The organism is Mycoplasmopsis verecunda (genome assembly GCF_033546915.1).
Classification (GTDB): Bacteria; Bacillota_I; Bacilli_A; order Mycoplasmatales; family Metamycoplasmataceae; genus Mycoplasmopsis; species Mycoplasmopsis verecunda.
In genome coordinates, this window is the sequence record NZ_CP137850.1 from 816,864 (window position 1) to 832,561 (window position 15,698).

At 26.6% G+C, this 15,698-nt stretch carries 10 protein-coding genes and 2 tRNA genes; 4 read left to right on the top strand and 8 right to left on the bottom strand.

Annotated features, from left to right (window positions below):
- Positions 1-2: 2 nt before the first annotated feature.
- The 8 genes from SAM46_RS03120 to SAM46_RS03155 form a co-directional block, all read right to left on the bottom strand.
- Positions 3-2,204 (bottom strand): ATP-binding cassette domain-containing protein, encoded by a 2,202-nt coding sequence (locus SAM46_RS03120; protein ID WP_078747049.1) that lies wholly within the window; start codon positions 2,202-2,204, stop codon positions 3-5.
- Between the two features lie 160 nt (positions 2,205-2,364).
- Positions 2,365-3,804 (bottom strand): BMP family ABC transporter substrate-binding protein, encoded by a 1,440-nt coding sequence (locus SAM46_RS03125; protein ID WP_078747048.1) that lies wholly within the window; start codon positions 3,802-3,804, stop codon positions 2,365-2,367.
- A gap of 582 nt (positions 3,805-4,386) precedes the next feature.
- Complete coding sequence (locus tag SAM46_RS03130) at positions 4,387-5,208, bottom strand: IS3 family transposase (protein WP_318635572.1); 822 nt, start codon at positions 5,206-5,208, stop codon at positions 4,387-4,389.
- Positions 5,209-5,255: 47 nt separating this feature from the next.
- A complete protein-coding gene (locus SAM46_RS03135; protein ID WP_318635573.1) occupies positions 5,256-5,639 on the bottom strand; it encodes a hypothetical protein in 384 nt (127 codons plus the stop codon).
- A gap of 473 nt (positions 5,640-6,112) precedes the next feature.
- A complete protein-coding gene (locus SAM46_RS03140; protein ID WP_318635574.1) occupies positions 6,113-6,943 on the bottom strand; it encodes an IS3 family transposase in 831 nt (276 codons plus the stop codon).
- Between the two features lie 109 nt (positions 6,944-7,052).
- Positions 7,053-7,901: a hypothetical protein gene (locus SAM46_RS03145; RefSeq protein WP_318635575.1), complete on the bottom strand. Its 849-nt coding sequence runs from the start codon at positions 7,899-7,901 to the stop codon at positions 7,053-7,055.
- Positions 7,902-8,302: 401 nt separating this feature from the next.
- Positions 8,303-9,334, bottom strand: coding sequence for an IS30 family transposase (locus SAM46_RS03150; RefSeq protein ID WP_318635576.1), 1,032 nt, complete (start codon positions 9,332-9,334; stop codon positions 8,303-8,305).
- A 262-nt stretch (positions 9,335-9,596) separates the two neighbouring features.
- The gene (locus tag SAM46_RS03155) at positions 9,597-10,151 is read right to left on the bottom strand and encodes an inorganic diphosphatase (protein WP_318635577.1); all 555 of its coding nucleotides are present in this window, start codon (positions 10,149-10,151) and stop codon (positions 9,597-9,599) included.
- A 252-nt stretch (positions 10,152-10,403) separates the two neighbouring features.
- Here SAM46_RS03155 and SAM46_RS03160 point away from each other — a divergent pair, with 252 nt between their 5' ends.
- From SAM46_RS03160 to SAM46_RS03175, 4 genes are all read left to right on the top strand, one after another.
- Positions 10,404-11,618: an IS30 family transposase gene (locus SAM46_RS03160; protein ID WP_318635578.1), complete on the top strand. Its 1,215-nt coding sequence runs from the start codon at positions 10,404-10,406 to the stop codon at positions 11,616-11,618.
- 211 nt (positions 11,619-11,829) lie between these two features.
- A tRNA-Leu gene (locus SAM46_RS03165) sits at positions 11,830-11,915 on the top strand.
- A 6-nt stretch (positions 11,916-11,921) separates the two neighbouring features.
- Positions 11,922-11,997, top strand: a tRNA-Lys gene (locus SAM46_RS03170).
- Between the two features lie 145 nt (positions 11,998-12,142).
- The gene (locus SAM46_RS03175; RefSeq protein WP_318635579.1) at positions 12,143-15,577 is read left to right on the top strand and encodes an SGNH/GDSL hydrolase family protein; all 3,435 of its coding nucleotides are present in this window, start codon (positions 12,143-12,145) and stop codon (positions 15,575-15,577) included.
- Positions 15,578-15,698: the final 121 nt, after the last annotated feature.

A 15,698-nucleotide genomic window follows, 5' to 3' on the forward strand; every position in this document is an offset into this window, starting at 1 on the left:
TACTATTCACCTCCTTTTTCTTTATGTGCCATATACATACCAATTTCTGTTCTTGATAAGTTTTTAGCTTCTTTAACAGTTAAAATTTCACCAGTATTAATAACTGCGATTCTATCTGCTAGTGCTAATACTTCATCAAGTTCATATGAAATTAATAGAATAGCTTTTCCTTGTTTTTTCTCTTCTAATATTCTTTCATGAATATTCTTAATAGCACCAACATCGAGTCCACGTGTAGGTTGCAGAATTAAGATGAAATCATGCGGTGCATTCATTTCACGCCCTACTATAAATTTTTGTTGGTTACCACCTGATAATGAACGTGCCATTGAGCTACCTTTACGTGCTCCTCTGACATCATATTTTTCAATAATTTCATTATTTTCTTTTGTAATATTTTTATTCTTAAATATACCGAATGATTGATAAGTTTTATCTCATAATCTTCTTAATACAGTGTTATTTTTAATTGAATAATCTAACACTAAACCATGTTTATGTCTATCACTAGGGATAAATGATAATCCGAGTTTTGAAATTTCATAAACACTTAAATTGTTTAATTTTATGAAACTATCATCAAAATCTTCAACTTTTTCTTTTTCAGGTGTTGTTGTAGCGAAAAATACTAAATACGAAATTAATAATAGTAATAAAGCAACTAATGCTGTTGGTCACATAAATACAGCAAGTGAAACAATTGTCATGATAAATGTAACAGTTAATGAGATTGTAGTTAAGATGTTTCTTACTCTATTTTCATTATTCTTAGCAAATAATTGTTTTAATGATTTTCTAGCAACGGTTAAACCAGTAGATACTGATATAAAGCTTATTACTAATGCAGCTATAGAAACATATTGTCATGTATCCATTTGTGTAAATGAGAGTCCAAAAATTAAAATATTCACAACTAACATAATAATTGAAATTGTTTTCAATCATTTTTTAGCTTTTTTAGAAAACTCTTTCTTCATCGGTTCACGATGACTAATAATATATTTTCTAATTTTTGATCCGTATAATGAATTTATTAGAACAACTAATGAAGTTACTGCAAATAAATCAAAACATATTCCCAATATCATAAATATAGCTGACCTATCAACTGTGCTAGCTGGTATGCTATATAAAATTATTGATATATAAACAAATAATATTGTAAATAAAGTTAAAGAGATATTTTTGATTTTTTGTTCTTTAGACACAGATTCATAACGACTTTTAACTAAATCAGTTTTTTTGAACAATACATCACCGGTAATTGGTTTTATCATTCCGGCAACAACTTTTTCTAAATCAGATTGACCATTTCCTTCAACACCAGCAATAGCGACAATTTCACCTTCTCTAATATCTAATGAAACATTTTTAAGTGGTTTTTCACCGTTTGTTGTAATATTTTCTAATTTAAAAATAACTGGATTGTTTGATGTGTCGGTGTATTCGTTTCTAGCGATTTCAATTTCTCCACCAACCATTCTGTTAGCCATTTCTTCTATTGAAACATCAGCTACTTTAAAATTACCTGTAACTTTTCCATATCTTAGAACAGTTGCATTATCCGCAACTTCTTTTATTTCAGCTAATTTATGGGAAATGAATAAAATAGTTTTACCTTGATCTCTGAAAAGTTTAAATGTATTTAATAAACCTTGTATTTCTTGGTCGGTTAAAACAGCTGTTGGTTCGTCAAAAATCAAAATTTCTGAATCACGATAAAGCATCTTCATAATTTCGACTTTTTGTTGTGTTGCAACTGTTTCTTTTCCAGTTAGTCTATTTAGATCAAAATGCAATTCAAATGTTTCTTGAATAGTTTTAATCTTTTTTATTGCTTGTTTGTAATCAATAACTCTTGAATATTTACGATAATCTTCATCACCTAGGACGATATTTTCTAAGTTTGTATAGACATCAACAAGTTTAAAGTGTTGGTGAACCATACCAATACCTAATTTATTAGCATCGTTAGGTCCTTTAATCAAAACTTCTTTGTTATTGACTTTAATAATCCCCTCATCAGGTTCATAAAGACCAAATAAGATTGACATCAATGTACTTTTACCAGCCCCGTTTTCACCTATTAAGGCATGGATGGTACCTTTTTTAACATCAAAACTTATGTTTTGGTTAGCTTTTATTGAACCGAAAGATTTGGAAATATTAATAAATTCAATTGCATTGTCTTTATTGTTTTGCATATTTTCCTTCTATCACTTTCAATATTTTTAGTATATGAAAATAGTTTCATTACTAAATTTGGTAATGCCTATATTTTACATTATTTTGCTTTAAAAGTAAAATAAAAATATAGCATAGCTATATTTTTATTAAATTTTTTTGTCCTAAAGTGTTTTAAGACTATTTTTGTGTGTTATTTGTTGCTGGAACATCTGTTGATGGTGTTTTTTGTTCAGAATAATTTGTTCCATTGATTAAATCAACTAATTTAGCAATTGTTCCACTTCCTTCTGAATATGCTTGTCCATCTTTAGTTGCTTTAAATGAACCTATATATGCTAAATCTTCTTGATTTCCTTCTTTGAATGCTTTAGTATATTTAGCTATTGATGCATTCATAGCATCTTTATGTGTTGTATTGCTTAGAGTACTTTGTGAAGCACCTACTCAATCCATTTGAAGTGTACCAGAAATATTTACTGGTTTTCCGTCTGCATTGTTAGTGTAAATCCCTTTATCGTTTATTCCTAAAACAACATATAGTAATGTATCATAAACTGATTGTGTAATATTTTTAGTTACAGAAGATATAAATCTACCTGCTTGTGTTGGGAATGCATTAGCTTGGTTTGTATCAACACCAATAACAGTTTGAGGATAGTTTCCTGATACTAATGCATCGATTAACATTGAAGTAGCAACACCAGCAACTGGCATAATTGAACTACTTCCTAGGTTAATTGTTTCGTTGACAACACCTTGCATTGTTTGGTCAGGTTGGAATGTAGCTCCTAAATTTACTTTATGTGTTCCTGAAGGGACTGCTACTTGAACATCTTTTTTACTATTTGTTGTATTGTAATTTAATATACCTTGTAGATATCCGATAATAAATGTATCTACTGGAGGTATATCTAGTCCGCCGAATGCAGCAACTTTTTTATTAGTAATATCACTTTGTGTTGTGTATAATTCAGCAACTGATTGCCCTACAACATATGCAGCTTGTCCCGCATTATATGTTAAACCAATAAAGTTTTTAAATCCGTTTGCTTGTTTTTCGGATAAAGCAAAGTCTACACCAATTAATGTAATATTATTTTCGTTTAATGTGTTTACATTATTTTTATCTGATAAGAAACTAGCTAAAGGACTTTGTCATGTAAAACCAGACAATATGAATACATTTGTTCCTGAAGCAACAAGTGTTTTTAATGTGTTTTCGTTAGCTCCACCTTTACCTGGTTCAAGTTTTGAATAATCTAATTCAATAGGTGTGAATTCTTTTCCGGCTTCTTGAGCTGCTTTTTTAGCTTTATCATTAATTTCTTGGATTTGATCAGCTAATGTTAAAGCACCTTCTCATGATGATTGGTTAAATGATCTATCTGTAACGAAACCTGTATCTGTAACAACTTTAACTGATAGAAGTTTTTTATCCTTGTTTTTATTAGCAGCTGTTTGTAAAGCTTCATAAGTAACTTTATTATCTGTTGTAACAACCCCTACACGATCTTTCTTTTCAATATATCCTGAATTACCACATGAAGCAGCAACAATAGGTAATGTAGCAGCTGTAACTCCAGCAAAAGCCATTAATAATGATTTAAATTTTTTCATAATTCTCCGAAATATAAATTTAATATTAATATTAATAATATATAGTGTTTATAACTATATTTTTGAACAAATAAATTTTATTAGTACTAATTTGTTCATTAGTATTATATAAAAATACACTTATCACTATGTAAAAATGTGGAACACTTAGCATTTTGTTCCACATTTTTAAAAAATAAGCAATTTTAAGCTTTTTGATTATTATATTTAGGTTTTTAACCTACTATTTCTTAATATATTATTAAGAAATATCAATGTTATTTAATTAATAATTAAATATTTTATTTAATTTCATATTTAATTTAAAAATATGTAATTATTACCAATATATAAATACACTTATATTTTAGTATTAAAACTTATTTTATTGATAAGTATTATAGTGGTTAGTTCGTGCATTTAAATCCTTATAGTTTTTCTCAAAATTTGTTTTCTTGATAATTTTGATTTTTGTTATCAGATTGAATCTTAATTACTTTATATACATTGATTTCACTTATAGATAACTTTTTAATTTGTTTATAAATTACAATATATCCAATTGGGAATATTATGACATAAAATGCAAGTCTGTAGTGAACCCTAAAGTTGGACCAAATTTGAATCAAAAGAATTTCTGTAATCAACTGGATTACTTTTTAGTCTCAACTTGATTCTTTTGTTGTTGTAATATCAAATATATCCGTTTAGTTCACTAATGAATTGTTCTATTGAATCAAAACGTTTTCTATTTGGATAAAAGAATTCAGTTTTGATAACGCCGAAACAAGATTCGACTAATCCATTGTCTGGACTATTACCTTTTCTAGACATACTTTGTGTTATATTGTGTTTTTTCAATGTCTCGATAAAGTATTTATGTTGATAATGTCAGCCTTGATCGGAATGCATTATACTTCCTTTCATACCCTTTAATTTAGGTAATAAAGGTTCTAATGTGTTTTTAATAAGTTGTAGGTTTGGACTTGCAGAAATGGCTCAAGAAACAATTTCAGAATTGAAACCATCAACTATAGCTGAAAAATATAGTTTAACATCTGTTTTTAACTTAAATTCAGTAATATCTGTATAAAGTTTTTGCAAAGGAAGACTTGCTAAGAAGTTTCTGTTTATTAGATTTTCTGCAACTTTTCCTATCTCGCCTTTGTATGAACTATATTTGCGTTTTGATTTTTGTTCTACTTTAAATACACATCTTTTCATAAGTTTTCTTACTTTCTTACGATTGAAGAAATAACCGCGATTTTTAAGTTCTATTTGCATTCTTCTGTAACCATATGTTTGATTTGAATTTGTAAAAATTTCATTCATAACAGCATATAGTTCTTTTAACTTTTCTTCCATTTTATGAATAGCATTTACTTGGTATTCATATGTTGATTTAGGTATAGAAGCAACTTGCAATAGAATTCTTAATTTAAATCGTTCTCTTAATGACTCGATGGTTCGAACTATTTCTTCTTTTGTTGCTTCAGTCGGAAGTTAACTCTTTGTTTTAGTTCTTCGTTGAAAGCAATAGTAGCTTCTAATAGTTCTACTCTTTCTTCGAGTTCACGAATGTATTTCTTTGTATCTGAATCTTTTGTTACAACTCTTTTTCTCTTCATATTTACATTATAGAGATTTTTACGAGCATTAACTACTTTCATCATAAATGATGAGGCTGATTCAAGATTTAAATCTACAGCTGATTGGAAGCAAGATTTCTTATTTCTAAGAACTTCATCAATTTCTTTACTAATGAGACTATTTTCAACCGATTTAAGTGCTTTTGTTTTTAAATATTCATCTGCACTTTTATGTTGAAGGTAGTATCTTACATAATGCAATTGCATATGGTTCTTAACTTATTTTTTCTAATGAATGAATTAAATTTTTCATTAGAGTTTAAATAACATTCAATAGTTTCAATTAATTTGTGTTTTTGTACCATAATAAAACCTTTCCATTTTGGTTCAGGTTTTGGGGCGCACTGCATAGGCATAAAAGCAAAATTTTAATTAAAATTCATTGGTTATTTATGGAAATAACATTTTTAGGTAACTAATATTCACTATATTTAATCATTACCAAAAAATATGCTAGCTATAAATAATGGAATTATTATTAAGTATAAAAGTATCATCCCTAATACATATAAGATAACTCTGATTCCGTTTAATATTTCTCAAGTTACAAAATAATCTGGTTTTAATGTTCTAGTAAAATAAATCGCAAAAGTTAATATTCCAGATAATAAGAAACTTACAATAGTAACTATAACATGGACACATTATTTGGACACTTCCCTCCAAATGAATGTGTTTTTTTATGCAATTAAATTTGCATATTGGTTAGGTGATAATCAACCTAAGTTAGATTGAATTCTTTCGCTATTATAAAATTGAATGAATGTGTCAATAATTGATTTTAATTCATCAAATGTTATGTTGTTAAAATTTACAAATTTCAAACATTCTGATTTTAATATCGAAAAGAAATATTCTGCTTCTCTATTATCTAATGAATTACCAACTCTACTCATTGAAACAATACCGTTATTTTGAGCTATTATTTCATTATATAAATTTGATGTATATTGATAACCATTAATCCAATGAATAATTCAACTTGTATTGAATTTAATATCTTTTATATGTGATATCACTAAGTCATTATCATTTCTCGTTGAAATATTGTAATTTATAATTCGTTTTGTTCTGTGCTCAATAGCTATAGATAAAAATATATGATTGAAATATTTCTTCAAATCAAATGGTGCTGGAATATAAGTTACATCAGTAGCCACAATATTTCTTCCATTAACATCGTTATAATCCCTTTTAACTGAATCTTTAGCATCAAAGTTTGTATTTTTAAGTTCTCTAACTCTAGTCTTTTGTCTTACTTTGCAAAATAAATTTAACTTATTCAATTTTCTACCAACAGTTCTACTAGATAGAGTTATATTATATTCTTTCAATAGCATAATAGCTATTCTAGCTCTGCCATATGTTTGATTATATTTATTATGTAAAGTCTTGATTTCCTCAGCATATTGGATTTCTTTTTCAGATGGCTTTTCTTTATTCATAAGATTATAAAATGTACTTTTAGACATATTAAAAGCTTTAGCAACTTCTTTCTTACATGATTTCATTTCTTTGATTTTCTTTAATATATCTGTAGGAATTTCTTTTGTTATTTCACCGTATTTTGTCAGATTTCTAATATTTGAATCATATCTTCTTTAGATACTTTATCTCAGTTTACTTTATTATTTTTTCTTTTCTTCCGCGATTATCTTTTGCAAATTTTACAGTTTCAATTTTATTATACATAGTATTTAAATTATATTGTTTTATTTTAACAATTACTTGATATAAGTTTTGCTTACTTATGGTGCAATTTGTTATTAATTTAAATACATTTATAAATTTCTCATATGACAATGAACAATTTTCTAAAAGTTCAATTGCATATTTACATCTCTTAATTTTTAATCAGTAATTTTCAATATTATTGATTATTAACATATTATTTTTATGTGTCCAAATAATATGTCCTAGTTTAACTATTGAAAATGTTGATGAAAAAACTGAATGATTAAAAATTTGACTATATCCAGATATTGTATTATCATCTCTTTTAGGATGATAATATTCTAAATCGTTTCATCATAAACGATCACGAATCGTTCAATCATTAGGACGTGGAGGTAAATAATTATTATCAGTCGGAACATTTGTTGAATTTGTAAAAGGTAAAAATAAATAAACTATAAACAGAATTATGCAAGCAATTGATATTCAAAAACTCGCAAACGAAGCACTTGCAAGTGTTCTTCTTGAAATAGTATTTTCTCAATGATAATTAAATTTTAATCCAAGTGCACTAATAACAAGAGCAACAATAGAACTTATTAATCATAATATCGGAATAGTAATAAATCATGTTTTAATGTCTTTGGTGTATGTTATTTGTATACAAGCGCATACTATTGCTACTAAAGAAAGAAAAATCGCAAATCAGTTTCTTAAATTAGCTCTTCAATCATTTTCAATATATCCAGTTTCTTTATAACTTCATCGATGAATATTTATTGTTGGTACTTTCATATTTCTCCTTTATAGCTTATTTAATTATGTCTAAATATTTTATTAAAAAATTACTTATTGAATAATATAAATGTAAAAAATATCAAGACTATTAATTAAAAAGTTGAAAGTCCACCTAAGTGGTAAATTGAGTAGTTCCTCAATATTGCTGTATAAATTTTACAAAAATGTTCCAAAAGCGTGAAGAAAAATAAAGCCTAAGCTTAAAATTCTTTGTTATTTAGACGAAACTGTTGAAATATTTAGAAGTTTTTAACCTGATTATTCTGCCTGTTTTATCATCAATAAAATCACGATATTGATCATTTATTGCGTTGAACATTTGTGAAATATATTCAAAATTAACATATCTCGGAAACTTGCCTTTTGGTAGAAAGTTTCTGATTTTTTATGAGCATTTTCTATGCTTCCTTTTGTAATGATGAATATGTATCGCACTTGTAAATAACAGGAATTTCTCTTATTTCATTTAACTTCACATTTTCCGAACCATTGTCTATGGTTAGAGATAAAATGGTTAAATTGTGATGATTAATCAATTTAAGAAGTGATTCTTTTATTGAATCTGCATCTCGCCGAGTTAATATCCCAAATAACATTCTTGTCTTTCTTTCTAGCAAGGTAAGAATGCAATATTTAGCTCTTAAATTAAGAATTACTGTGTCCATTTCATAATGTCCAAATTCTTCTCTGTTTCTAATTGTTAATGGTGCGAGATGAATAGAAATACCAAAGTTAATTTTTCTTAGATTGCACTCCTTTAGGCTTTTTCTTCTTGCCACGTAGTTTATCTCAATTAGATTTTTGAAATACCTCTTTTGATTTCAAAATAAAAATAGAGAAATCAACATCTTTAACATATTCTTAATCCATAAAGTAATAAAAGCTTGTGGCGTAGGTATAAAAGCATTTTTATCCTTCAATTGTTCTTTATAGTAATCCAAGAATGTCGTTACTGATATTAGTGGTTCAAATTTCTTTTCATTATCTGAAAGTAAAATACCTTTAGATAATTTTCTCTTAACGATTCTGTGTTGTTTACTTCAAAACCTTCAGAAGCGAACAATATCATCTCATTTTGAAATTGTGTTTTCATGAATTTGTTGAACTGGATTTTGAACATTTTGCATTTTGAGCTGAACTCATTCACGATGTGAAACTTTAAAAATTGTTGTTAGTCTATTTTTACAATTACTGCAAAATTTGTATGAGTCTTCTGCTGTGTAATCTCACATAGCTAGTTTTAAATTTTGCTTGAGAACTTTAGCTGATACGTTCATTGTTTTTGAAATATCATTCAGTGTTTCATGTGTTGCGAAATTTTTAAACATAATAGCTAGCTTTTCCATGTTGAAATGAGTTATATTTTGCTCTCTGAGTTTGTTTATGTCCTTATGGATTTTGTTTATTTCGTTATCATTTAGTGAATCCATTATTGCAAAATGATAATATGCTTCTCTTTGAGTTTTTGATATAACCGTTTGATATACTTTTTCCTCAATTTTTATGCAAAATACTCTTTTTTGTTATACTTCAAATCTATTAACATTATAATTAAGTTAGTTCCTTCCTTTAGATTTGCAATTTTATTATACAAGGAACTCAAAAAAAGCTGTTAGCTCACGATTAGGTGGATTGACAGCTTTTTAATTTATAAAAATATCAAGACATAAGCTATCTTGATATCAAAGCTAATTAAAATCTGTATTTTTCAGGATGTTTTTCCTGCATTAATTTAATGAATTCTTTTTTATCCATATCACCATATGTATTCATTAATTCAACACATTCATCATATTCATTCATTGCTCATTGAACATCTTCGAAACCATCAACAGAAGTAATACCTTCTCTTTTTCAATTTTTATATGTTGAGAAAAATGTTTTAACAGTATCTAAGAAAGGTAATGGTAAATCTTTTAATGATTGAATGTAATCTAATCTATAATCATCAGCATGCACTGCGATTAATTTTGTATCTGTTTCTCCGTCATCAATCATTTTCATTGCACCGATAATACGAGCATTTAATGATACTCCTGGCATAAATGTCTCTTCTGAATATAATAAAACATCAAGTTCATCACCATCTCAGTCAAGAGCATTAGGAACAAAACCATAGTTGCATGGATAAACAAAATCTCCTCTTAGTATTCTGTCTACCTCAATTTGTTTTGTTTTTCTGTTATATTCGTATTTAATTCTAGAATTTTTTTGTATTTCAATTTTTACTTGGATTTCTTTTTTCATACTAATATAGTAGCACATTAAAAAAATATTATAAATTAAAAAGCTGTCAATCCACCTAATCGTGAGCTAACAGCTTTTTTTTAGTTCCTTGTATAATAAAATTGCAAATCTAAAGGAAGGAACTAACTTAATTATAATGTTAATAGATTTGAAGTATAACAAAAAAGAGTATTTTGCATAAAAATTGAGGAAAAAGTATATCAAACGGTTATATCAAAAACTCAAAGAGAAGCATATTATCATTTTGCAATAATGGATTCACTAAATGATAACGAAATAAACAAAATCCATAAGGACATAAACAAACTCAGAGAGCAAAATATAACTCATTTCAACATCGAAAAGCTAGCTATTATGTTTAAAAATTTCGCAACACATGAAACACTGAATGATATTTCAAAAACAATGAACGTATCAGCTAAAGTTCTCAAGCAAAATTTAAAACTAGCTATGTGAGATGACACAGCAGAAGACTCATACAAATTTTGCAGTAATTGTAAAAATAGACTAACAACAATTTTTAAAGTTTCACATCGTGAATGAGTTCAGCTCAAAATGCAAAATGTTCAAAATCCAGTTCAACAAATTCATGAAAACACAATTTCAAAATGAGATGATATTGTTCGCTTCTGAAGGTTTTGAAGTAAACAACACAGAATCGTTAAGAGAAAATTATCTAAAGGTATTTTACTTTCAGATAATGAAAAGAAATTTGAACCACTAATATCAGTAACGACATTCTTGGATTACTATAAAGAACAATTGAAGGATAAAAATGCTTTATACCTACGCCACAAGCTTTTTATTACTTTATGGATTAAGAATATGTTAAAGATGTTGATTTCTCTATTTTTATTTTGAAATCAAAAGAGGTATTTCAAAAATCTAATTGAGATAAACTACGTGGCAAGAAGAAAAAAGCCTAAAGGAGTGCAATCTAAGAAAATTAACTTTGGTATTTCTATTCATCTCGCACCATTAACAATTAGAAACAGAGAAGAATTTGGACATTATGAAATGGACACAGTAATTCTTAATTTAAGAGCTAAATATTGCATTCTTACCTTGCTAGAAAGAAAGACAAGAATGTTATTTGGGATATTAACTCGGCGAGATGCAGATTCAATAAAAGAATCACTTCTTAAATTGATTAATCATCACAATTTAACCATTTTATCTCTAACCATAGACAATGGTTCGGAAAATGTGAAGTTAAATGAAATAAGAGAAATTCCTGTTATTTACAAGTGCGATACATATTCATCATGACAAAAAGGAAGCATAGAAAATGCTCATAAAAAAATCAGAAACTTTCTACCAAAAGGCAAGTTTCCGAGATATGTTAATTTTGAATATATTTCACAAATGTTCAACGCAATAAATGATCAATATCGTGATTTTATTGATGATAAAACAGGCAGAATAATCAGGTTAAAAACTTCTAAATATTTCAACAGTTTCGTCTAAATAACAAAGAATTTTAAGCTCAGGCTTTATTTTTCTTCACGCTTTTGGAACATTTTTGTAAAATTTATACAGCAATATTGAGGAACTACTCAATTTACCACTTAGGTGGACTTTCAACTTTTTAATTAATACATTAAAAAAATATAAAAAAATTATTTGAAAAAAAATTCTTATGTTATAATACTTAAGCAACAAACACAAACAAGCTGTTGCCCAGGTGGTGGAATGGTAGACACAAGGGACTTAAAATCCCTCGGTAGCAATACCGTGCTGGTTCAAGTCCAGTCCTGGGCACCAATATCTGCGCCCTTAGCTCAGCAGGTAGAGCAAATGGCTTTTAACCATTGGGTCAGAGGTTCGAATCCTCTAGGGCGTACCATTTCAAGAAATTGACCAAAAGTTCTGATTTATATCAGAACTTTTTTTTATAAAATTTTAAACTTCTTTATCATTCGATTACTTGATTCAAAATATGAATAATGCAATATGATATAATACATTAAATATAACTTATAAGGGCATTTATGGAACAAAATAAAACATTATCAACAACAATAATTAATAATTACATGAAAAATAAATCACCATTTTTTATTGATAAAACTAAAAAAATTAAATATGTAGCTATTGGTGATTCAGTTACTGCTGGATTTGATGGAACACTTGCACGTGATTATCCAGGAGAAATGCAAAATGATGAAATTATTGGTATTTCTTATCCTGCATTTTTAGCTAGATTACTAAATCAAGATAATCGTGTCGAAGCTTTTATTAACTATTCAGCATCAGGAAGTAGAATTGCTGATTGAATTAAAATGCTTGAACTTAATTATGATAATTCAAACAATGATTTACCTGATTGAGATGATGTAGATAGAGCATTTAGAGTTAATAAAGGCGGAGCTAAACAAATTGTAGCAAGCGCAATAAAAGAATTAAAACAAGCTAATTTAGTAACTATATTAATTGGTGCTAATGATTTCTTCTATTTATTCTTTAAAGCAGCTGCTAAATCAAAGCCATTTGAATTAATACAAGAATTAAATAATAAATCACCTGATTATCAAAAAATATGTGATTATATTGTTGATATTTCAAAATCTATAATTCCTGAAATTGAGAAAAGATTATATGCTTTATTATCAAAAATTAGAGATTTTGCTCCAGTAGCTAATATTAATATTATTGCTTATCCTATGTCCTTAAGTGTGCTTAAACCAGCACTAGATGATTTCTTTTCTTCAGTATTAAGCTGTGAAAATAAAAATCCAATTCAAATTATTTTTAATCAATTAAATGGTGTTATGTATAAAGTAGCATCCGAGCTTAGTTTAACTGTCATAAACCCTTACAATGAGCAATACTGAGTGCAAAATTCAACCAAACTAACAAGCTTTTATTTTGATGTACATCCTAATACAATTGGTTATAAGAAAATGGCTATGGATATATATCTTAAGTTGGTAACTCCATCAAGAAATGTTTCTAATTATTATCCTTATATCGATTTTACACAGCAATATCTAGACTCTGACTTGAATTTAAATTGAGAAATTCAAGCTAATGAAGATAATGATATAGTGCTAGGTAAAACTACCGATGATTATTTACATAAATATATTCCATTTGTCGCTAAAATAGATCGTACAAGGAATTTAAAAAATTATGGAGAAAGATTAATACGTCTTTCACAAACATTTAAAAACATTACAAAAGAAGTTATGATTGGTTTAACTACAAATCAATCATTTGCAAAAATAGATCCTAATTTTGAATTAAAAGACTTAATTTTAAAAAACGAAGATGATTTATTAAATAATGATATGGAAAAAGTCGTAAATTCAGGATTAATACAAAACTTATTAGCTGATTTCCAAAAGGAATTAGTTAAATTAGAACAAAAAGATCAACTTGAAATATGAAATTTTAAATATGCATTAAAAAAATCATTATTAAAAAGTGAGAACTTCTTTAATTCTATTAGACTAGTATCTGGAAGTAACTTTTTAGAGAAAAATTATCGTGAACTTAAAATTATATTAGCAAAAATTGTTAATAAATTATTTAAAGAAAATACCACTACTGTTATTAATTGAATTACATTATTTATTTCTCCTTTTGCAAAACATCTTGGTATTAAAAGCAATAATATTAAAAAGTTATTAGCTTTAATTATTCCTAATGAACGATTCATTCAAATAGCACATATTACAGTTAATTTATTTGTTGATAATTCTGATAATTTAAAAAATGTTAAATCATATGATGAATTAGTTAATGTTTTTATTTACGATGAAGAAACTATTAAGAAAATAGCTAACATCTTATCAGAATTAATTTATGAAGTGTTAAATAATCATACAACTAAAAATATAATTACTGATATTTTCTGAAATATTTTAACTGAAAATAATTATCAAAATAATATTTCTAAAGAACAATTAGAAAAAGTTATGGTTGAAATTTCCGAAGATTTAAGCTTCATAAAAAGCGCAATGTTCAAAGAGGTTACATCAACATTTCTAAAAAGTTTTATTTTCAACTTAAATAAATATGGTATTGAAAATTTTGAAAAAGCTTTTATCGAAAGTATTATTCTAATATTTGAATATCTTGAAAATAATACTAGTGTAGATGAAAAATTTTCAAAAGATAATATTATTAAGAAAACAGCAGGTAGCAAGGTTATTTATAATAACAAGATATTTTTTAGACAATTAGTTCGTAATATCTTAAATAAAACTTCAAATGGTAGCCTAATTGATGAATTTACCAACTTTATTCCAATTAAACACGAAAATTTACCTGCTATACTTGAAAAATATATAAATATCTGCTTATCCAACTATGGTGAGGTTGTATCAAAATCAGCATCTGTTATTTTAATTGATCAATTAAATGAAGAATTAGGATTTAAATTTAATCAAGATTCTGATTATGATTTATTTAATGAAGCAATTAAAGCTGTACTAAAATCAATAAAAAATACTCAAGAGTTACAAATAATAATTGAAAAATCAGTTAAATTAATAACAAATACAGACTTTTCTCAATCACCTAATAAGTTAATGTTAATAATAAATCTATTAGTTAAATCCTTCTTTAGCATTTTAACTGATAAAGAAGGCAAAATCTCAGTTAATGAAATTTTTAACAAAACTATTTTTATTAAAAAGATATTAAATAATATTGAACCTCAACTATATGCAAGATTTATTAATAGGTTATTCGAAGTGTCTAATAAGGAACAAATGAGCGGTATTTATGCAATATTAAATCTCATCTTATCTCTTCCAGATAATTATCATCCGAATGCTAATACAGAAACAAAATTTAGTATTAAGCAGAAAGTTTCTTTAGCTCAAAATAAAATTAAAAAAGTTATGGAACTTAATTCACATATTGTAATAGATGTTCCTGTTTATAAAATTATTCCTAAATTAAAGAAATTTATGGGAGTAATATTTGAACCATTATTTATCAATTTAATTAAACAAAATAAGACAATAAATAATCAAGATATTATTAATTACAAAAATACAGATGGATATAAAGCTTTATATAGATTTACCACAACTATACTTTGAATATTAAAAGATAAAATTAATAATCGCTATTTATTCTGAAATGCCTCTAGTTTTAATCTAGAAAAAATCTTTTTAGACGGAACTGAAATCGGATTTAATAATGCATTAAATAAATTTAATCATATATTTGATACCCTAAATAATGATTCTAAATTCGCTTGTGGGGCAAAATATAATTCAAAAAGTTATAATTTTGAATTTATTACCGGTAATCGTTCAACATGAACTACATACAAGAATTATTGACCAGATCAACTACTAGCATACTTACATTACAATAAACAATTTGTGAATAATAAAGTTACTATTAATGGGTGAACAATAGATAAATACAGCGGTAATTTAATGGTAGAAGTCTTACTTAATTCTTAGAAAAGGATATTTAGAAGGTGATAAAAGCATCATTAAAAAGAAATTATTATTAAAGTAATTTGTGTATCTTAGATACGCATTTCCTGAGTTTCCAAGTTAAATAATATTAAAAATCATACAA